Origin of the sequence: Flavobacterium procerum, assembly GCF_042431625.1 — a bacterium.
GTDB lineage: Bacteria > Bacteroidota > Bacteroidia > Flavobacteriales > Flavobacteriaceae > Flavobacterium > Flavobacterium procerum.
The window spans coordinates 187,972-209,196 of record NZ_JBHLYW010000005.1 but is presented as its reverse complement, the minus strand read 5'-3'; the positions used below and the strand labels follow the sequence as shown (position 1 = coordinate 209,196).

Sequence of the window (21,225 nt, the reverse complement as noted above, 5' to 3'; positions counted from 1 at the left end):
AATAAAATATGTAGCTTTTTTTCAATACCATGTCAATTTATGAATAAATCAACAACAGAAAGACTAGCAGAATTCATGTCTTTGATGGAGATTAATAATAATATGCTTACGGTGGCGGCAGGGCTTTCGGTTGGGCAGATTGGAAAAGCAATAGCTAATAATTCTGGTATAAACAGTACTTCAATTGAAAAAATTCTATTTGCTTATCCCAACATTAACCCTGAGTGGTTGCTTACTGGAAAAGGAGAAATGCTCAAAACGGCGACTGTAGTGAAAATTGAGGATGACAATTCAACTTCGGTTCAAGAACCAGATTATAAGATTTTGTACGAAGAGGCAAAATATACTATTGCGCTTCAGAAAAAATATATCGAAAATCTTGAAGCAAGATTAGATGATCAATAAGTTTAAATTGTTTTCAAGAAATAAGATTTTAAAAATGTCTTATTCTGATACTTTTTAAACTTTTAGTGGATATAAAATAGTTGGTTTTTTTGTTGTTTTGGGATAGTAATTGATTTCATGATAATTTTGTTTACTAACCAACCATTCTTTTTTTAAAACCGTCTGGATTTTTTCAGGCGGTTTTTATTTTGCAGTAAAAAAGAATAAATTGCAATGACAATAGTATTGCAACTTTGTTTCATTAATGATTTAGCTCTTCCTTTTTGAAATGTGTTTTTTAAAGTATAAATGCTTAATAAATAACCAACTACCTACATTCTTTTGAAGAAAAACTTAAGGCTATTTTTTTCGAATAAGAATCATAAATACACATTTGCCTCTAGACTTTTGTTATGATAAACTCAACTCGGCGGTCAAAATTATCGCCGCGACCAAGCGGGTATTTATTGCCGCATCCTTGATAAGTCATTCTGTTTTTAGAAACTTTTTTAGAGCTCAAATAATTAAAAACCATTTTTGCTCTGTTCCAAGAAAGCCTTCTGTCTTTTGTTTCTTTGTCAATTCCGTCGCTGTACATTTCGGGAGTGCAGCAAACATGACCTCTAATTTCAAATCGAATGTTTTTGTTTTTTAAAAGAATTACCGCCATTTTGTCGAGTTCTTTTTTTGCGTTCAGCGTTAGTTTGGCGCTTCCAAGATCAAAAAGAATACTTTCTATACAGATTTTGTCGCCAACCTTGAGTTTGTCTTTAAAAGAAGAATAAACCTCTTTTCCGAAACTGTTTTTCTTTACGACAATCAAATCAACCCGCCGGTTTTTAAGACGGGTTTCACGTAAATTCTCTACAGTATCGCGTCTAATGATAACACGTCCTTTTCCTTCGAGAATAACAATTTTGCTGTGGTTAAAACCATTTTCGATCAGGAGATCCTGAATCGTTGTCGCCCGGTTGTTAGACAGCCGTAAGTTATAGTCGTCATTACCGCGGTCGTCGCAGTAACCGTATATCTGAATAGATTCTACTTTGGCAGTATCTATATTTTTTATAAAATCAACAACAGCTTTTTTCTGTGAACTTGTCAAATCAAATCTATCAAACTCAAAATAAAGAGTCTGAACAGGTTTTTGCTGTGCCGATACTGTACAAAAAAATAAAGAAAGTAAGGCCAAAGTTATCTTCATTCACTACATTTTTAAAATCGTTTTATATTCTGTCTGATTATTTAATACACTCACTGCTCTCTTAATTTCTGAATTGTTTTTGATCAAGTACTGATACAAACCTTCTTGGTATTGGTATCTTTTGATCAACTCTTCCAAAATCATGTTTTTGATCTCTTTTTGGTTTTTATCCAGTAAAGTCGTTTCGCTTTTTTCCAAAGCGTTTAAAAGTTGTTGGTATTCGGCAGTAATCGTCTCGTCTATCTTTTCTTTTTTAGCAGCAGCTAAAGTGTTTTTCAGAGCCACTTCAGTTTCTGTGTCAAAAGTGATTTTATTGGTTTTTAAGTATTGTTTGAAAGCCGTATAATCGGCATCAGTCAAGGTTGGAATTTTATCTCCTAAATTCGGGTTTTTATAAAAGTAGGTTGTTGCATAATCAAAAACACCATCATTTTTAATCAAGGCATTTGCAATTGCGCTTGTTTTAGCTTCTTCCAATTCGATATCTGGCAAAACACCGCCGCCATCGTAAACTGTTCTTCCTTTTCTGGTCTTAAAAGCGTTGTAGTTTTTAGAATCGGTTTTGAGTGCAACACCGTTTTTGTCTTTATGTGCATAATCTAAAGCCTGGATACATCTTCCCGAAGGCGTATAATATCTCGAAATAGTAACTTTTAGCTGTGTTCCGTAGGTCAAATCAACAGAACGCTGTACGAGACCTTTTCCGAAACTTCTGCTTCCAAGAACAACCGCACGATCCAGATCCTGCAAAGCTCCCGAAACAATCTCAGAGGCAGAGGCACTTCGCCCGTTAACTAAAATAGCAAGCGGAATTTCGGTGTCAATTGGTTCTTTCTGCGTTTTATAAGTGTTGTTGTGTTTTTCGATTCTAGATTTTGTCGTTACGATCACTTCATTTTTTGGAACAAACAAGTTGCAGATATCAATCGCTTCGTTTAGTAAACCTCCCGGATTTCCTCTTAAATCTAAAACGATTTGTTTAGCGCCGTCTGCTTTCAGTTTTTCCAAAGCTTCTTTTACTTCTGCGGAAGCTTTTCTGCTAAAATGCGCCAAAACGATATAGCCTGTTTTATCGTCGATTTTTCCGTAAAAAGGCACCGATTTGATATCAACTTCATCCAATGTCAAAACAGTAGTATTCGGTTTTCCTTGGCGTAAGTATTTGATAGTGATTTTGGTGTTTTTGGTTCCTTTCAATAATTGAGACGCATCGTCTTTAAAATCGGCAATCAATACATCTCCAATCTGAATGATTTCGTCACCAGCTTTTAGTCCCGCTTTATCAGCAGGATAATTTTTATAAGGTTCGCGAACAATCAGACGGTCTTTTTTTCTAGAAATCAAAGCGCCAATTCCGGTATATTCTCCCGTATTATTGATTTTGAAATTAACAACGTCCTGTTCGTTAAAATAAACCGTGTAAGGATCTAGGCTTCCCAACATGCTTTTGATGGCTTTGTCCATCAAATCTCCGGGATTCGTTTCGTCTACATAATTGGTGTTTACAGCTTTGAACAAGGTTGTGAAAATCTCGATCTGTTTGGCAATTTCAAAGAAATCTTCTTTAAAACTGGTTCCAACAAACAACATTCCCGCCGCAGCGACTGGTATAATAAATTTCTTTTTGAAATACGGATACATGATTATTCTTTTTTTCTTCTTTTAAATCTTTTTCTAATAAAATAGGCTAATACAAAAAATATAACGACAAACGGCCAAATGCTGATCAATGAAATTAAAAAATCAGACAAACTGAAAAATCCCGACTTAACGGCATTCCAAAGTTTAGAACCATATGATATTTTAATGCCTTCTTTTTCGGCAACTGTTTTATAAAATTCTATTGTGATTGTACTTTCAGAAACGCGGCTTTCCAAATATTTAAGCTGTCCTTCTTTTGCTTCTATTTCTTCGCGAATGGCTGAAATCTGTTTTTCAATTTCTAAAATCTCGCTGACTTTGTTTGCTTTCTTTAAAATTTCAAGATAACGTTCTTCGAGTTTTTTCTTTGTTTTTAGTCTTGACGTCAGATCAATAAATTGTTCTGTAACGTCTTCAGCAGAAATGTTTTTTACTTCAAAATAAGAAACACCTTTGGAAATATCATTGATAAAACGGTCAAAATTCTGACTTGGTATTTTTACAGTAAGGTTTCTGTAAATAGTACCATAATCTTTTCCTTCAGAATCGTTTATGATTCTTGCTTTGTTGTTTGAAACTGCATTTTGAATTTGAGTGAAAGTGTTTTCAAGATCATCAGTTTCGAATCTTAAGGTCGCTTCTTTAATAATTTTCTGCTCCACTTGTTCATTGGCCTCTGGAGGAGGAGGTGGCGCATCTTTTTTATCATAAACTTCCGACTTACTTTTTGGAGGAAGTTTAACCGTGGCGATAGCCATGTCTGATACCGATTCTGGAGATTGATTGCAACCCGAAAGAATTAAAAGAAAAAGAAATAAAGAAAAAATAGACCTCATAAAATTTCGATTTAGAGCTAAAACTACGATTTTTTTGTCTAATCTGATTAAATATCTTACGTTTTGAAATTTATGCTTCGGTTTTCTGTTCAGAATTTGGTGTTTTGTTTATCTGAGCTGCAAATTTCTCAAACAATTGAATCGTTTTGGTATTGATTTCTTCGTAAGACAAACGGTCTTTGCTTTGGTAAAAAAGCATAATCGAATACGGCTGATCCAGATTGTCCCAAAGCAGTTGTTTGTTCAAACGATACGTTTCTCTTAAAACTCTTTTAAAGTAATTGCGGTCAACGGCTTTTTTGAAATATTTCTTCGAAACCGAAACACCAATTTTGGTCTGTTCTTCTGAATTCGCTTCCACTTGACGGTAAACCAAACGAAGCGGATATTTTGATACCGATTTTCCTTCAGAAAACAGTAATCCAATCTCCGTTCTGCTTTTTAAGCGCTCGTTTTTAGGGTATGTAAAGTTCATTTCGTTCAGAAAAGATTTGCAAATTGAGGGACAAAGGTACAATTGAGATTTTAAAACAAAATGATTTAAAACATATTCTTTTTGAACCAATCCAGAAAATTTCATTTAAGTATAAATCTATTCAGCTGTTTTTGCCGATATAATTTGAAAAATATTTTTAGCTTTTAGGAAGTTGTTGACCGCAAATTACACAAATTAGCGCAAATTATGTTGTAGCTATATATTCTCTCTAGACAGCAATACTTCAATTATCAGAACGTAGTGTTAAAGTACATTCTTATAGATCATTAGGATTAAAAGCATTTTAATAATTTGTGAAAATTTGTGCAATTTGTGGTTAAAATTTTTCTAGAGAAAATCAAGATATCATAAAAAAACATAGCCAATGTTTTCAACCATTGGAACGCAATGATTGTCGTCAATCTTTGTCTCCCGAGGTTAAAACCTCGGTTTAATTTGCGAAAATTTGTGCAATTTGTGGTTAAAATTTTTCTAGAGATAATTCAGAATCTCATAAAAAAAACATAGCCAATGGTTTCAACCATTGGAACGCAATGATTGTCGTCAATCTGTGTCTCCCGAGGTTGAAACCTCTGGTTATGTTTTAATAAATGCGATTATTGTTGAATCAGATCTGATTTCTTCAAAAAATAGTTTGCGAAAATTTGTGCAATTTGCGGTTAAAATTTTTCTAGAGAAAATCAAGATCTGATAAAAAAACATAGCCAATGGTTACAACCATTGGAACGCAATCATTGTTGTCAATCTGTGCCTCCCGAGGTTGAAACCTCGGGTTATGTTTAATAAAATGCGATTATTGTAGAATCAGATTTGATTTCTTCAAAAAATAGTTTGCGAAAATTTGTGCAATTTGCGGTTAAAATTTTTCTAGCGAAAATCAAGATCTCATAAAAAAAACATAGCCAATGGTTTCAACCATTGGAACGCAATGATTGTCGACAATCTGTGTCTCCAAAGATTGAAACTTCGGGTTAATTTGTGCTAATTTGTGCAATTTGCGGTTAAAATTTTTCTAGAGATAATTCAGAATTTCATAAAAAAACATAGCCAATGGTTTCAACCATTGGAACGCAATTATTGTCGTCAATCTTTGTCTCCCGAGGTTGAAACCTCGGGTTATGTTTTAATAAATGCGATTATTGTAGAATCAGATCTGATTTCTTCAAAAAATAATTTGCGAAAATTTGTGCAATTTGCGGTTAAAATTTTTCTAGAGAAAATCAAGATCTGATAAAAAAACATAGCCAATGGTTTCAACCATTGGAACGCAATCATTGTCGACAATCTTTGTCTCCCGAGGTTGAAACCTCGGGTTATGTTTGATAAAATGCGATTATTGTAGAATCAGATTTGATTTCTTCGAAAAATAGTTTGCGAAAATTTGTGCAATTTGCGGTTAAAATTTTTCTAGCGAAAATCAAGATTCCATAAAAAAACATAGCCAATGGTTTCAACCATTGGAACGCAATGATTGTCGTCAATCTGTGTCTCCCGAGGTTGAAACCTCGGGTTATGTTTAATAAAATGCGATTATTGTTGAATCAGATCTGATTTCTTCAAAAAATAATTTGTGCTAATTTGTGCAATTTGCGGTTAAAATTTTTCTAGAGATAATTCAGAATCTCATAAAAAAAACATAGCCAATGGTTTCGACCATTGGAACGCAATGATTGTCGACAATCTGTGCCTCCAAAGATTGAAACCTCGGTTTAGTTTGCGAAAATTTGTGCAATTTGCGGTTAAAATTTTTCTAGCGAAAATCAAGATCTCATAAAAAAACATAGCCAATGTTTTCAACCATTGGAACGCAATCATTGTCGACAATCTGTGTCTCCCGAATTTAAAACCTCGGGTTATGTTTTAATAAATGCGATTATTGTAGAATCAGATCTGATTTCTTCAAAAAATAATTTGCGAAAATTTCATTCTCTGCAGAAGTAGTTAAGCCGATTTAACTCAGAAAAGATTTGCAATTTCTGATGCAAAGGAACAATTAAACCATAAAAACAGTGTTTGTTCCCAATTTTAATAAGTCTAAAAATATATTTACTACTTTTGCGCATTAATTTTTTAAGCATGGAAAAAATAATTTCGTATCCAATATCCGTAATTTATTATTTGTTATTTGGTTTGTGTCTGGCGGTTTTTCATCCGATACAATGGATATGCTTAAATTTGTTTGGTTATCAAGCACACAAGAAGAGTGTTGACTATCTAAATTTCTGTCTTTTGAAATGCACCAACCTTATTGGAACCACTTATAAAGTTAGCGGTGTTGACGGAATTCCGAAAGGCGCTCCCATCATTTTTGTTGCCAATCACCAAAGTATGTACGATATCGTGGCAATGATTTGGTATTTTAGACGTTTTCATTGTAAATTTGTAAGTAAGAAGGAATTAGGCAAAGGTATACCGAGTGTTTCGTTTAATTTACGCCACGGTGGCTCTGTGCTAATTGACCGAAAAGACCCTAAACAAGCGATTCCAGTAATCAAAGGCTTGTCTGAATATATAGAAAAAAATACTAGATCTGCAGTAATTTTTCCGGAAGGAACCCGAAGCAAAACAGGTAAACCAAAAGAGTTCGCACAAAGCGGCTTGAAAATCTTATGCAAATATGCGCCTTCAGCGTATGTTGTGCCGGTAAGCATCAATAATTCATGGAAGATTGTGCGTTTTGGAATGTTTCCGGTTGGTTTAGGAAACAGCTTAACTTTTACCGCCCACAAAGCGTTGGCTGTAAAAGATTATAAGTTTGAAGAACTGATGGAAATTACAGAAAAAACAGTGAAAGAAGGAATAAATGAGTATAAACAGGTTTAAGTTTTAGTCCGAGCTGAAACGTAAGACCCAAATTTAAAATAAGTAATGTCTATAAAAAACATTAGATTAGAAGTAATGCAGTTTTTGGAAAAAAACGTGGATAGCTTCGTTGAACAGTATTTAATCCCGGTGGAAAAGATTTGGCAGCCGTCTGATTTTTTACCAAATTCTGAAGGAGAGAATTTCTTTGAAGAGGTAAAAGAATTGCGCGAAATAGCTAAAGAATTGCCATATGATTTCTGGGTTACGCTTGTGGGCGATACCATTACAGAAGAAGCTTTGCCGACATATGAGTCTTGGTTGATGGATGTTGAAGGAGTAAATCAGGTTGATAATGGTGGTAACGGTTGGTCAAAATGGATCCGCCAATGGACTGGTGAAGAAAACCGACATGGAGATCTTTTGAATAAATACTTGTATTTGTCTGGTCGTGTGAATATGCGTGAAATCGAAATGACTACACAGCATTTGATCAACGACGGTTTTGATATTGGAACTGGAAGTGACCCATACAAAAACTTTGTATATACTAGTTTTCAGGAATTAGCAACTTATGTTTCTCACAATAGAGTATCGCAGATTGCAAAGAAATTTGGCGATAACAAGTTGTCTAAAATGTGTAAAATGATTGCAGGTGACGAAATGCGTCATCACCATGCATACAGCGAATTCGTTACAAGAATTTTCCAAGTTGATCCAAGCGAAATGATGTTGGCTTTTCAATACATGATGAAGCAGAAAATCGTTATGCCGGCTCACTTTTTAAGAGAATCGGGTCAAAAAATAAGTACGGCGTTTGAGCAGTTCTCAGATTCTGCACAACGTATCGGAGTGTATACCGCAACGGATTATGTCGATATCATGCAGAAATTAATAAACAAATGGGAGATTGACAAAGTCTCTAATTTGACCGATGAAGCAGAAAAGGCACGTGATTATTTAATGAAATTGCCAGCAAGAATGGCTAAAATCTCCGAGAGAATTGTAATTCCAAAAGAATCGCATATCTTTAAATGGGTAGAACCAGCTAGATTGTAAAATTTTAGAATTTAGATCTTAGATTTTGGAATTTGGATTTTGGAATTTGAATCTTGGAATTTGAATCTTGGAATTTGAATCTTGGAATTTAGATTTTGGAATTTAGATTTTGGAATTTGGAATTTGGGATTTGGGATTTTAGATTTTTTAGAATTTACCACACAGCAACAATGTTGCATTAATAAAAATAAAAATACACCTGTTGATTGTTGAAGATTTTGAAATCTTTGACAATCAACTTTTTTTTAAATTGTAAAAACTTCTGTATGAGTGCTTCAGAACTGATTATTAAAACTATTGCTTTTGTAAAAGAAAAGCTAAATGATGCCGAAGGCGGACATGATTGGTTTCATATTGAACGTGTTTACAAAAACGCATTGCTGATTGCAGACGGAACAGAATGTGATCTTACAGTTGTACAATTGGGAGCTTTATTGCACGACATTGCAGACAGTAAATTTCATAATGGCGATGAAACTATCGGTCCAAAGACAGCTCGCTTGTTTTTAGAGGCTGAAAACGTTTCTGAGGAGATTATCCTTCATGTTGTCAATATCATTGAAAATATCTCTTATAAAGGCGGAAATTTTGAGAAGAAGTTTTCATCTGTCGAATTGGATATTGTTCAGGATGCTGACCGCTTGGATGCAATTGGTGCGATTGGTGTTGCAAGAGCTTTCAATTATGGCGGATTTAAGAACCGAGCGCTTTACAATCCAGAGATTGCTCCGGTAACCAATATGACAAAAGAGGAGTATAAAAAGAACAATGCTCCGACCATCAATCATTTCTACGAAAAGCTGTTGCTTCTAAAAGATAAAATGAACACTGAAAAAGGAAAAGAAATTGCGGCTCAAAGACATCAGTTTATGGAATTATTTCTGTCTCAGTTTTATGCTGAATGGGATGGATTGAAGTAACGTCACGTAAAAATCTTTCTAAGAATAAAAAACGACTCAAATTTGAGTCGTTTTTTGTTTTAAGAATAGTTAAAATTTTAGTTGTTTAATTTTTTAGCAATTGCGTTGATGATTTGTAATTTGTCTACAATTAAAAGCAATATAAACAATGTCAACGACAAGAAGAGAGAAGTAATTACGATTATAGCGAAATATTTTATGCTCCACTCCAATGCAACTTTAGTTCTGTGGATAAAGCTGATGCTTTTTTCTGTTGCTCCTTCATACATTGAAAATCGTATGGTACAGAATTCATTTTCAGTGTTGAAATTACCTAATTCAACTCCCAATCCTTGTAATTGTTCTTCGACTTCTAAGATTTTATTGTTTAAAGAAATGAAGTCTTCAATCTGACCGCCTTTCGATTTCAGTTCATTTAATGACGCGAGCATCTTTTCAATCGAAATCTTTTTTGCATTCAATTGACGATATTCGTTTGTTTTATCGACTTTGGTAACTTCTGTGGCTTTTAGAACCCCAATTTTTTGCAGTTCTAGATAAAATTGGTCAAATTTTGCAGGATTTATTCCAATAAGTAAATGAATTTGCCTGTTGCCTTTTTGTCCAAGATTTTGTTCATACTGAATAATGGCATTATAAGATTTTGTCTTCTGTTTGATTATATTTTCATCCTTTTCAAATTCAGAAGTTTTGGATTTTATAGAGGCTGTTTTTTCAAATTTTTGACTAGACGCTATATTGGATGCCGCTTGGACATCGCCTTTCATCACAACTTTTTCTGAGGCGTAATTTTTTCGTAGGTTATCTATGCTTCCAAAAAAATTGTCGCTGTAGTCGTTGCTAGAAGTTGAATCTTGTGCAACGTAGCCGTATAAAAGTCTAAAAGCAAAAAGCAGTATAAAAATACCCAAAGACCATTTGCCTAGTTTCCAAAATCTTGTTTTAAAATTACTTGCCATAAATTCAGTTTGTTTTATTATTAAGAGAGAAATTTGAAGTGAAAATAGAAAAATTTTAATACAGATTTAAAAAAATACGTATTAAAATTTGTTTCTTTCCTTATTGCTTTCATTGCAATTAATAATGACTGTTTATGAGCTTAGTCTATTTCTTCATCATAAAATAAACCACAACTACAGCAGACAAGAAGCCAATTGTAAACCACAAAAGGCGCGTTACTCTATTATCTCTGACAATCTCCATTTTTTTTAAGTCTGACATGATTACAATTTTTAAAATTTGTCAAAAATAGGAGGGGTTTAAGTAAAAAAAAGCCACTAAAAATTTTTTAAGTATCAACATAAGATTTTTTGTTTCCGCGAAAGCGAAAAGAAAATGCTTCTTAGAAATTTCAAATTTCCAAGAAGCATTTGTAGCTATAACTGTTTCAGAACAAATTAACTGCATCCGCAATCAGTACCGCCACCGCAGTCTTTTTTCTTTTTAGATTTCCAAAAGAATTTTTTGACTAAAAAAGCGACTGCAAATCCTAATATGGCAAAAGCTATAATCTGCTGAAACATAATTTATTATTTTAAAAGTTGATAGGCAATTAATGCGGTAAAATAAGCCAATGCACTCATTAGGCCCAATTGCATTGCTGGCCATTTCCAAGTATTGGTTTCTTTTTTGGTAATCGCCAATGTACTGGCGCACTGCATGGCAAAAGCATAAAATAGCAGTAATGAAATTCCTGTCGGAAAATCAAATACTTTTCCACCTGTATCTGAACGAACTTCTGCTTGCATTTTGCTTTTTATGGTCGATTCGTTATCAGTGTCTCCAACGCTGTAAATGGTGGCTAATGTTCCAACGAAAACTTCACGGGCAGCAAACGAACTGATCAAAGCGATTCCGATTTTCCAATCATAACCCAAAGGTCGAATTGCTGGTTCGATGGCTCTTCCCATTAAACCAATATAGGAGTTTTCCAGTTTTTGAGAGTTCACTTCGTTTTCAAACTGAGTTTCATCCAAAGTAGTATTGGCAAATCTTTCTTTTACGATGTTTTCGGCATCGTTAAATTCTTTGCCAGGTCCGTAAGAAGCTAAGAACCATAAGATAACCGATATTGCTAAGATAATTTTTCCCGCACCAACAATAAATGCTTTTGTCTTTTCAACAACATTGATTCCAACGTTTTTGAAAAGAGGCATTTTATAACTTGGCATTTCCACAACGAAGTACGTTTTTGATTCCAGTTTTAAAACTTTATTCAAAATATAAGCAGAAAGAATTGCGGCAAAGAATCCTAAAACATAAAGTGACATTAAGGTTAATCCTTGAAGATTTAAAACGCCGAAAACACGTTTACTCGGAATTACGAGCGAAATGATAATGGCATAAACCGGTAATCTTGCAGAACAAGTTGTGAATGGTGTTACCAAAATTGTAATAAGGCGTTCTTTCCAGTTTTCGATATTTCGAGTTGCCATAATTGCCGGAATCGCACATGCAGTTCCCGAAATCAGAGGCACAACGCTTTTTCCAGAAAGTCCGAAACGGCGCATGATTTTATCCATCAAGAAAACAACACGGCTCATATAACCGCTTTCTTCCAGAATGGAAATGAAAAGGAACAAAAAGGCAATCTGCGGAATGAAAATAATTACCCCGCCAATTCCCGGAATAATTCCTTGCGAAAGTAAATCGGTAAGAATTCCGCTTGGAAGTTTTTCTGCTGCCCAACTGCTTAACGAAGCAAAAGTGCTATCGATAAAATCCATCGGAATGGCAGACCAGCTGAAAATTGACTGGAATATCAGAAATAAAATAGCAAAGAAAATAGCGTAACCCCAGATTTTGTGCGTCAAGATACGGTCTAGTTTGGCACGCATATCTTTTGCCATCGAAGCATCCACTTTTAATCCTTCTTTCAAAACATCATTGATAAACTGATATCTTTTGATGGTTTCTTTTTGCTGCAGACGTTTTAATTCTGAATTTGATTTGGTAAAAGTGTTTCTGATTTCATTTCGGTCCAAATTTGAAAAATTGACATCCTGCGTGATAACCAACCACAATTTGTACATTAATTGGTTTGGAAAAGCGTGCTGTAACTTTTCAAAATATTCAGGATCAATTACAGAAGCATTCAGACAAGGCTCATGCGTTATGGTTTTATAAGAAACAATAAGCTCTTTCAACTCTTCGATTCCATGACCTTTGCGAGAACTGACCAATGCAATTTTGGTTTTCAGCTTTTCTTCCAAATAAGGAATATCTAAACTAATTCCTTTTCTTTCCATTTGGTCAGACATGTTGATGACCAATATGGTTGGAATTTCAAGATCTTTGATTTGAGTGTAAATCAGTAAATTTCTTTTCAGGTTTTCAACATCAGTTACCACAACGGCAACATCTGGATATAGTTTGTCGTTTTTGTTCAGCAAAAGTTCAATAACCACACTTTCGTCCATCGAACTGGCATTTAAACTGTATGTTCCAGGTAAGTCTAGAATATTAGCTTTGATATTTTGGGGCAGTTTGCAAAACCCCATTTTTTTCTCCACCGTTATTCCGGGATAATTTCCAACTTGTTGATTTAAACCTGTAAGCTGATTGAAGACAGAAGTTTTTCCGGTATTCGGATTTCCGATAAGGGCGACATTTATATTTTGAACACTCATTATAAATTGTTTTGAATAAGTTCAACTTCAATTTCGCGAGCCGTTTCAATACGTATCGCAACATGCGAACCGTTTATGTCCAAATACAATGGATCTCCGAAAGGAGCAATCTGCAGTAATTCAACTACGCTGCCAGGGAGACAACCCATTTCTAATAATTTCAGTGGAATAAGATCGATATCAAAATCTTTGATAATGGCTTTCTCGCCTTTTTTCAGAGTGTGGATTGTATTTTGCAAGCTTATTTAGATTGAATTTAGATTGCAAAAATACTATATATAATTAATAATACGAGTAAGAATAGCTGTTTTTGTACTTACTTTAACGAAAATGAAGTGAATATAAAACTTTAATGTGGGAACCGTTTTTACTAATGATTTTTAGTTAAAAACGTGATTAATAATTGATTTGGATTCAAGCCGTTTAGAGTAAATCGCATTCGCTAACAATATTTCATTCCATTTCGCCCAAATGCGTTTCATAAACGAATTTGTTATTTGAGCCGAAATTTTTATTCTTTTCATCAAAATAAACCTTTTGAATAACTTTTTGTCGTGCTGTAGTTCCGGCTTTGGTTATGGAAATTGTATAGTTTGTTTTCCAAAAGTTGTATGCAACAGAATTGTATTGGGCTTCATCTGAAACTTTAAAAAAGATAGAATGAGAATTCGATAGTTTTTGGATGAATTGTTTTAAAGGGATTTTTTCAAAATTATTGGAAGTAAAATCTATAACCAGTTCATTTTCATTTTTATATAGTGAATAAATATTTTTAGCAATTTGAGATTTTAATTGATTGTCTAGATTTACGTCAGTCAGCATTTGAAAATAAGAAAACAAATCTTCAATTTTTGATTTTGAATTTTCCTGATAAGCATTCAAAACGTCAATAGAAAATTGTTTGTCAAGAGTTACTCTTCTTTCACCCATAGAACTTTGAGCCTCAATTGTGAAGCTAAAAAAAAGTAGACCAAAACATAAGAGTTGCTTAATCATTTTATTCCTGTTTAATTCTGATAAATTGAATTTTATCATCATCACTTTTTTTAATTTCAATAATTTTCATTTTCTTGATGGATGCCGTTGGAATAATCAACTTCTGCGAAAATTCCTCTTTATCAAAATATTCAGCACCCAAATCATTTTTTAACATTACAATGACTTCCAAATTATCAGATAAGATACTATTCAATTGTTCTTTTCGGGTTTGCCAGTCTTTAATATCCGAAAGCATAAACGCTTTAAGCATCATAGCGTAATCATCTGGTTTTAATTCTATTTTTTTAGTTTGAGTTGAGGTGGCTTCTTGAGAATTTAAATCAATTGTTTTGGATTTGTAAAATGGACTTTGAATAATCAGTTTTGATTTTTTTTTGGAATCATTATCAATTTCAATGTTGCCTTCTTTTACAGGAAGTTCTTCTTTTACATCATTTTTTACCTGAAAAACTTTGACTTCATCGCTTTTGACTTTTTCATTTGTAAATTCATTTTTCAATTCTATTGTTTTGGTAGTCTCATGATTTTTGTAAAACACAAACAATGCAATCAAGAGCAAAACAAATAAGGCGATTGATAATAATTTATATTTTTTGAATTTATTCGGTTTTTCAATCTCATTTGAGTCAGTATTTTTTCTTATAAAAACAAACTCATCCCAACTCGAAAATCCCACAAATTCACATAGAATATTTAGCATATCCCGTCGCGGAATTTTAGTATTTGTTTCGGGTTTTAAATGCGTGTAAACCCATTTTTCGCTAATGCTTTGTTTGCAGTTTTTTTCGATTAAATCAATCAGATTTAAGATATCCTGAGAACTAAAACTCTTCCAATTTCCATTAAAAAAAGGATAATGCTCTTGATATTTCAAAAGCACTTTCTCTTTCAATCGAAGGAAATGTTCTAATTCTGTCATTTATGATTTTTCGTTTCAAAATTAGTTTTTCAAGTCATTTTCTGTACTGAAAAACGACTGTAAATGTACTAAAAAACTTTGCAGTAAGTAGAAAGCTGCTTTGCCAGACCTATTTTAAGCGTCGATTGTAGTATTGCACCATTAATTTTAAAAATATAAGGCCATGAAAAAAACAATTAAAATCAGTTTAGTTAGTATCGCGCTTTCTTGTCAATTCATTTATGCTCAAGTGGGTGTTTCCTCAGGTTCGGTTTCTTTAGTAAGAAGTAATGGTTTTGGCTCTACCAATGAAAAAGGAAATTTGAATGAAAGAAGTGTTATCGTTGAAGATTTTATGAATTTTCACAAACATAATATCTTAATTCCAACCCAAGCTGATGTTGCATTAAGTGTTGATTATGATAATAAAATAGCTGCTAATTCTAAAGAATTTATACTTCAAATAGGTTTAGCGACTAAAAATGCTAAAATTCAAGACCGACAAAATCAAGTCAATGTTTCTCTAGTTTTGGATTGCAGCGGTTCGATGGATGGATTTAAAATCGAGAAAGTAAAAAGCGCTATGAAGAAATTTGTAGAAGGATTGGATGATAATGATATTTTGTCCATAATTTCTTTTGACGATAGAGCAAAAGTTGTTTTAGGAGCAAAAAAAATTGGAAACGACAAAACGCAGCTATACAAAATGATTGACGGAATTTACGGTGGTGGCAGCACAAACATTAACGACGGAATGATGTTTGGTTATCAAGAAGCGTTAAAAAATCACAGTAAAAACATAAACTCAAGGGTGATTTTGCTAACAGATGGAATGACTAATTCGGGCGAAACAAATCCTGAAAAAATCATTTTAAATTCAAAAACATACAATGATAAAGGAATTGAAATCTCGACTATTGGAGTTGGCGACCAACTTGATTTTGATTTATTAAGACAACTTTCGGATGCAGGAAATGGTTCCAATTATTTTATTGGCGAAAATGAAGAAGATATTCAGAAAACATTTGTTGATGAATTGCAAAGTTTATTGTTTCAAATAGGAAAGCGACCAAAAGTAATCATCGAACTTCCTAAAAATTTCAAAATAAAAGAGTTTTATGGATATCAGCCACAATTTCTAAGCGACAATAAAGTGAGCGTGAACATTGAAAACCTAAACTCGGGCGTAACCCAGATTTTTCTTTTGAAAGTAGAAAAAGTATCTGATGCAAATACCGAAATTAAGGTGCAATTGAGTTATTCTAAAAATGATAAAAATATAATTATTGAAGAAAATAAAAGATATAACCCAAAGATAGAATCTACAAATAACGAGTTGAAAAAGAATTATCAAATTGCTTTGATGGCTAGTAATTTAAAGAAAGCTTCTGCAGAATATTCGAAAAATAATCTAGGAAACGCTGATTCGTTAATTAAAGAAACGATTGATTATATACAGCTTAATTCTGATTTAAAAGATAAAGACATTAATCGGTTGTTTTCTATTCTAAAAAGATTGGATACAAAAAGACCAGTGAATTACTGAAAATTAAGACCTCAATAAGTAGTTTGAAATCCTAATCCCAGGAGGTTTTAAAAATCTCTTGGGATTTCTAGTTATCGATTATTTTTCAGAATCTTCCTGAGACAAGAATTCTATATCTTCTAAAAGACGTTTGATGTCTTCTTTATTCGTTCCGTCATAAAATCCGCGAACACGTCTTTTCTGGTCTACTAAAACAAAATTCTCCGTATGCACCATATCATAAAGCTGATCCGGTCTTCCGAGTTTTACCGCCAGATATGATTTTCGGGCCATTTTGTAAATTTCTTTTTTATCGCCAGTTACCAAATTCCATTTGCTGTCTACAACGCCATATTTTATGGCATATGCTTTTAAAACTGAAACGCTGTCAACCTCTGGGAAAACAGTATGCGAAAGCAACATCACTTTCGGATTGTTTAAAACTGCTTTTTGAACTTCAGAAAGGTTGGTTGACATTTTTGGACATATTGATCCGCAAGTTGTAAAGAAAAAATCGGCTACATAAATTTTTCCTTCGTAATTTTTTTGAGTGATAGTATCTCCGTTTTGGTTTACAAACGAAAAATCTCCAATAGTGTGGTATTTGCTTTTGTACTGAATCGTGCTGTCTACCAATTCTGGATTGACATCTGCTGGACTGTAAATCGGAAGCGTTTTTTTAGGTTTTAAAGCAGTATAAAAAAGAGATATCGTAACAACCGAAAAGACAATCAAAACAATAAAGAATTTGCGGTATTTGTAAAGAAGCGATTTCATAAAGATAATTTGGCGCAAAAATACAAAAACAGCATTTTAAAGTCTTAATTATAACGGCTTTTTAACAGAATGAAAAACGTAATGGAATTCTATTTTTTCGGCTCGAATTATTTATGAAATTTTTTTGTAACAAAATGACAGTTATATAGACAAATGTTTAACTGAAGGCATTCAAAAGATATCTTCAAAAAGAATCTGTTATTTATTAATGAATTTTAACATAACATTCAAAATAATAACAATATGTTTGTATATATACTAAAACATTAAATAAAAATGATTAAACAGCTTACCAAACCAATGTTTTGTGTTGTATCTGCAATGTTTACCTTAACTGCAGTTCAAGCTCAAACGACAAAAGCAAAGGAGCCGGGTATCAATATTTCGAATATGGATACCAAGGTGAGTCCAAGCCAGGATTTTTTCCGTTACGTAAATGGAGCATGGCTTGACAAAACTGAAATCCCAAGCGATAGAAATTCATGGGGAAGTTTCAATGAACTTCGTCAGAAAACAGATGAAAATTCACTTGCTATCTTAAAAGAAGCTTCTAAAGATCCAAAGTATAAATCAAACACCGATCAAGGAAAAGCGATTGCTTTGTTTAATACGATTCTGGATACAGTTGGAAGAAACAAAAAAGGCGTTACTCCATTACAGCCTTATCTGAAAAAAATCGACGCCATTAAAAGTGTTGCCGATTTGCAGAACTTCTTAACCGAAATGCAGCTTCAAGGCGGAATTGGTTTTTTTGGTGTGTACGTAAGTGCAGATGCAAAAAACAGTAACAAAAATACCGTAACCTTAACTCCTGGAGGTTTAGGTTTGTCTGATAAAGATTACTACAACTCTGACGATAAAGATTCTAAGGAAAAACGTGAGAAATATGAAGTTCACGTAGCAAGAATGCTTCAGTTTATCGGAGAGTCTCCTGCGAAAGCTAAAGAAAGCGCAAAACAAATTCTGGCTTTGGAGGTTGAAATGTCTGCTCCAAGATTGGACCGCGTTGAAAGAAGAGACAGAAGAAAACAATACAATCCAACAGCTGTTGCCGATTTAAAGAAAAACACGCCTTCTATTCAGTGGGAAAAATATTTCGCTGGAATCGGAATGACAAAAGTGGATACTGTAAATGTTGCTCAGCCACGTTACATGATTGCTCTTGAAAAAATCTTTACTGAGAAAAAAGTAGAAGCTTGGAAAGAGTATTTAAAATGGTCTGCATTAAACAGAACAGCATCAGCTTTAAGTACGGATGTAGAAAATGCGAATTTTGATTTCTACGGAAAAACATTAACAGGAGCTTTAAAACAGCGTCCGCGCGAAGAGGTTGCTTTACAAGTTATCAATACATCAACAGGTGAAGCTTTAGGAAAATTATATGTAGAGAAATTATTCCCTGCTGAAGCAAAAGCAAAAGCAAAAGACATGATTGCGAATGTAATGTTGGCTTACGAAAACAGAATCAACGCATTGCCTTGGATGTCTCCTGAAACTAAAGTTAAAGCAGTTGAAAAATTGAAAAAGCTAACGGTGAAAATCGGTTATCCTGATAAATGGAAAGACTATTCTAAACTAGAACTTAAAAATGTTTCTGAAGGCGGAACTTATTTTGGTAACTCTGTTAACCTTGCTAAATGGGCTTATGCTGAAAACTTAGCGAAGTTAGCAAAACCAGTTGACAAAACAGAGTGGGGAATGTCGCCTCAGACTGTTAACGCTTATTTTAATCCTTCTTATAACGAAATTGTATTCCCTGCAGCAATCTTACAACCACCTTTCTACAATTACCAAGCTGATGAAGCTGTAAATTATGGTGGAATCGGAGCGGTAATCGGACACGAAATCTCTCACGGATTTGATGATTCTGGTGCTCGTTACAATGCAGACGGAAACTTAGTTGACTGGTGGACTCCAGAAGATTTAAAACAATTTACTGCTCTTGGAGGTGAACTTGCTGCTCAATACAGTGCTTTGGAACCGCTTCCTGGAATTTTTGTAGACGGTAAATTTACTTTAGGTGAAAACATCGGAGATTTAGGAGGTACTAACGCAGCTTACGACGGATTACAGTTATACTTGAAGAAACACGGAAATCCAGGTTTAATCGACGGATTTACTCCAGAACAAAGATTCTTTATTTCTTGGGCTACGGTTTGGAGAACAAAATCTCGTGACGAAGCAATCAAAAGTCAGGTGAAAACAGACCCGCATTCTCCTGGAATGTACAGAGCTGTTGTGCCAATTAAAAACTTAGATTCTTTCTATGAGGCATTCGGAATTAAAAAAGGAGATGCTATGTATTTAGAACCTGAAAAAAGGGTTAAAATCTGGTAATCTTAATTTATAGGATATAAAAAGGGCTGTCTCGATTTTCGTGACGGCCCTTTTACTTATTATAGTATTGTTTTCAAAAACTTGACAGTTATCATTCCGTAGGAATGTCTTATCGGTAGAAATAATGTTATTCATCCATTTATTCACGTTCCGTAGGAACGTTTCATGTTTTGGATTGTTAAAAAATGATACAAATTAAACGTTCCTACGGAACGAAAACAATGATTGAACATAAATTTTTCTACCGATGAAATGTTCCTATGGAACATAATTTGTAATTATTTCACATGACTGTTTATGTATGTTTCGATTGCTTTTAATTCTTCATCAGACATCTCTTTGGTTATCGCAAAATTGGTTTCCATAACCGAGAACTGGCTCGGATCTACAATTGGTTTTGCATTTCCTTTCAAAAAAGAAACCATATCGCCGTTTTTGTCTTTGTAGATTTTGGCAATTTCTTTAATGCTTGGCCCGATTATCTTTTGATCCGCCTGATGGCACGCCGTGCAGTTTCCTCTTCCTTCAAAAATTTCCTTTCCTAAATCTTCAGGAGTTTTAGCTTTTGCCGATTCTCCCTCCGAATAATTTTCGGTTGAGGTTACATTATTTTCGGCAGTTTCTTTTTTGCAGGCTGTAAAAGCCAAAACCGCAGCTAAGAACAATACTTTTTTCATTGTTATTTATTTAAAAGAATTGCAGCTTCTTTTGCAAAATAAGTAGAAATCAGACTTGCACCTGCACGTTTTATGCACATTAGCTGTTCCATCATAATCTTATCATTGTCCAGCCATCCTCTTTCTGCTGCTGCCTTAATCATGGCGTATTCTCCAGAAACATGATAAACCGTTACCGGAACGTTTACCGCATTTTTGACTTCGCGAACAATATCCAAATAAGCGATTCCGGGTTTAACCATAACCATATCTGCGCCTTCTTCTACATCGTACAAAGCTTCTTTAATAGCTTCTATACGATTGGCATAATCCATTTGATAGGTTTTTTTGTCTTTCGGCACCACAACATCAGCTTCTCTTGGAGCCGAATCTAAAGCATCTCTAAACGGACCATAAAATGCCGAGGCATATTTGGCAGCATAACTCATAATGCCAACATTCTGAAATCCGGCAGCATCCAAACCTTCGCGAAGGCGTAAAACTCTTCCGTCCATCATATCGCTTGGCGCTACAAAATCGGCACCCGCTTCTGCGTGTGAAACGGCCATTTTTACCAAAGCTTCAACTGTGCTGTCATTTTCGACATCGCCATTTTTGATGATTCCGTCATGACCGTAAATAGAATATGGATCTAATGCAACATCTGGCATTACAATCATTTCTGGACAAGCTTGTTTAATGGCGCGAATAGCCTGCTGCATTAAACCATCTTTGTTCCAAGCTTCTTTTCCAGTATTGTCTTTTAGGTTTTCACTAACTTTTACGTAAATATTTACGGCACGTATTCCCAAAGCGAAGATTTCTTTTACCTCTTCTACCGTTAAGTCAATCGATCTGCGGAATATTCCTGGCATCGATGGGATTTCTGCCTTATAATTTTCGCCTTCTGCAATAAACATTGGGAACATAAAATCGGACGGACTTAAAGTGGTTTCGCGAACTAATGAACGGATTGATTCGTTTACTCTTAATCTTCTGCCTCTGTGTAGTGGGAACATATCATTTTAGATTTTAGATTTTAGAATGTAGATTATTTCAAAA

Annotated in this window: 19 protein-coding genes; 6 read left to right on the top strand and 13 right to left on the bottom strand. The window is 34.0% G+C overall.

Annotation, left to right across the window (positions count from 1 at the left end):
• Nucleotides 1–39: 39 nt before the first annotated feature.
• On the top strand, nt 40–405 hold the full coding sequence (locus ACFFLS_RS05145; RefSeq protein ID WP_379684128.1) for a hypothetical protein: 366 nt from the start codon (nt 40–42) through the stop codon (nt 403–405).
• 379 nt (nt 406–784) lie between these two features.
• Here the strand turns inward: ACFFLS_RS05145 and ACFFLS_RS05140 are convergent, their stop codons facing one another.
• The 4 genes from ACFFLS_RS05140 to rnpA form a co-directional block, all read right to left on the bottom strand.
• A complete protein-coding gene (locus tag ACFFLS_RS05140) occupies nt 785–1,588 on the bottom strand; it encodes an OmpA family protein (RefSeq protein ID WP_379684127.1) in 804 nt (267 codons plus the stop codon).
• A gap of 3 nt (nt 1,589–1,591) precedes the next feature.
• Nucleotides 1,592–3,229: a S41 family peptidase gene (locus ACFFLS_RS05135; protein WP_379684126.1), complete on the bottom strand. Its 1,638-nt coding sequence runs from the start codon at nt 3,227–3,229 to the stop codon at nt 1,592–1,594.
• A 2-nt stretch (nt 3,230–3,231) separates the two neighbouring features.
• Nucleotides 3,232–4,065: a DUF4349 domain-containing protein gene (locus ACFFLS_RS05130; RefSeq protein ID WP_379684125.1), complete on the bottom strand. Its 834-nt coding sequence runs from the start codon at nt 4,063–4,065 to the stop codon at nt 3,232–3,234.
• A 70-nt stretch (nt 4,066–4,135) separates the two neighbouring features.
• A complete protein-coding gene (gene rnpA, locus ACFFLS_RS05125; RefSeq protein WP_379684124.1) occupies nt 4,136–4,540 on the bottom strand; it encodes a ribonuclease P protein component in 405 nt (134 codons plus the stop codon).
• A gap of 2,097 nt (nt 4,541–6,637) precedes the next feature.
• Here rnpA and ACFFLS_RS05120 point away from each other — a divergent pair.
• The 3 genes from ACFFLS_RS05120 (at nt 6,638) to ACFFLS_RS05110 (ending at nt 9,342) form a co-directional block, all read left to right on the top strand.
• On the top strand, nt 6,638–7,384 hold the full coding sequence (locus ACFFLS_RS05120) for a lysophospholipid acyltransferase family protein (protein WP_379684123.1): 747 nt from the start codon (nt 6,638–6,640) through the stop codon (nt 7,382–7,384).
• A 45-nt stretch (nt 7,385–7,429) separates the two neighbouring features.
• Entirely contained in the window at nt 7,430–8,422 is a 993-nt protein-coding gene (locus tag ACFFLS_RS05115; protein WP_379684122.1) for an acyl-ACP desaturase, read from the top strand.
• Nucleotides 8,423–8,688: 266 nt separating this feature from the next.
• Complete coding sequence (locus ACFFLS_RS05110) at nt 8,689–9,342, top strand: HD domain-containing protein (protein WP_379684121.1); 654 nt, start codon at nt 8,689–8,691, stop codon at nt 9,340–9,342.
• Nucleotides 9,343–9,419: 77 nt separating this feature from the next.
• Here the strand turns inward: ACFFLS_RS05110 and ACFFLS_RS05105 are convergent, their stop codons facing one another.
• The 6 genes from ACFFLS_RS05105 to ACFFLS_RS05080 all read right to left on the bottom strand — a co-directional run bounded on the left by ACFFLS_RS05105 (nt 9,420) and on the right by ACFFLS_RS05080 (nt 14,889).
• Nucleotides 9,420–10,301: a DUF4349 domain-containing protein gene (locus tag ACFFLS_RS05105; protein WP_379684120.1), complete on the bottom strand. Its 882-nt coding sequence runs from the start codon at nt 10,299–10,301 to the stop codon at nt 9,420–9,422.
• Between the two features lie 438 nt (nt 10,302–10,739).
• Entirely contained in the window at nt 10,740–10,865 is a 126-nt protein-coding gene (locus tag ACFFLS_RS05100; protein ID WP_379684119.1) for a FeoB-associated Cys-rich membrane protein, read from the bottom strand.
• A 6-nt stretch (nt 10,866–10,871) separates the two neighbouring features.
• Complete coding sequence (feoB, locus tag ACFFLS_RS05095; RefSeq protein WP_379684118.1) at nt 10,872–12,971, bottom strand: ferrous iron transport protein B; 2,100 nt, start codon at nt 12,969–12,971, stop codon at nt 10,872–10,874.
• Complete coding sequence (locus ACFFLS_RS05090) at nt 12,971–13,210, bottom strand: FeoA family protein (protein ID WP_179003838.1); 240 nt, start codon at nt 13,208–13,210, stop codon at nt 12,971–12,973. The genes feoB and ACFFLS_RS05090 overlap by 1 nt, the downstream gene beginning before the upstream one ends.
• Nucleotides 13,211–13,424: 214 nt before the next feature.
• Nucleotides 13,425–13,967 (bottom strand): hypothetical protein, encoded by a 543-nt coding sequence (locus ACFFLS_RS05085; protein ID WP_379684117.1) that lies wholly within the window; start codon nt 13,965–13,967, stop codon nt 13,425–13,427.
• A 1-nt stretch (nt 13,968) separates the two neighbouring features.
• Nucleotides 13,969–14,889 carry a hypothetical protein gene (locus ACFFLS_RS05080; protein WP_379684116.1) on the bottom strand — a complete coding sequence of 307 codons (921 nt, stop codon included), beginning with the start codon at nt 14,887–14,889 and terminating at the stop codon, nt 13,969–13,971.
• A 163-nt stretch (nt 14,890–15,052) separates the two neighbouring features.
• Here ACFFLS_RS05080 and ACFFLS_RS05075 point away from each other — a divergent pair, with 163 nt between their 5' ends.
• Nucleotides 15,053–16,414, top strand: coding sequence for a vWA domain-containing protein (locus tag ACFFLS_RS05075; RefSeq protein WP_379684115.1), 1,362 nt, complete (start codon nt 15,053–15,055; stop codon nt 16,412–16,414).
• A gap of 78 nt (nt 16,415–16,492) precedes the next feature.
• Here ACFFLS_RS05075 and ACFFLS_RS05070 read toward each other — a convergent pair whose 3' ends face one another.
• Complete coding sequence (locus tag ACFFLS_RS05070) at nt 16,493–17,170, bottom strand: SCO family protein (RefSeq protein ID WP_379684114.1); 678 nt, start codon at nt 17,168–17,170, stop codon at nt 16,493–16,495.
• A gap of 276 nt (nt 17,171–17,446) precedes the next feature.
• Here ACFFLS_RS05070 and ACFFLS_RS05065 point away from each other — a divergent pair, with 276 nt between their 5' ends.
• A complete protein-coding gene (locus tag ACFFLS_RS05065) occupies nt 17,447–19,507 on the top strand; it encodes a M13 family metallopeptidase (protein ID WP_379684113.1) in 2,061 nt (686 codons plus the stop codon).
• Between the two features lie 278 nt (nt 19,508–19,785).
• Here ACFFLS_RS05065 and ACFFLS_RS05060 read toward each other — a convergent pair whose 3' ends face one another.
• Both ACFFLS_RS05060 and hemB read right to left on the bottom strand, forming a co-directional pair.
• On the bottom strand, nt 19,786–20,184 hold the full coding sequence (locus tag ACFFLS_RS05060; RefSeq protein ID WP_379684112.1) for a c-type cytochrome: 399 nt from the start codon (nt 20,182–20,184) through the stop codon (nt 19,786–19,788).
• Nucleotides 20,185–20,186: 2 nt separating this feature from the next.
• Complete coding sequence (gene hemB, locus ACFFLS_RS05055) at nt 20,187–21,182, bottom strand: porphobilinogen synthase (RefSeq protein ID WP_379684111.1); 996 nt, start codon at nt 21,180–21,182, stop codon at nt 20,187–20,189.
• Nucleotides 21,183–21,225: the final 43 nt, after the last annotated feature.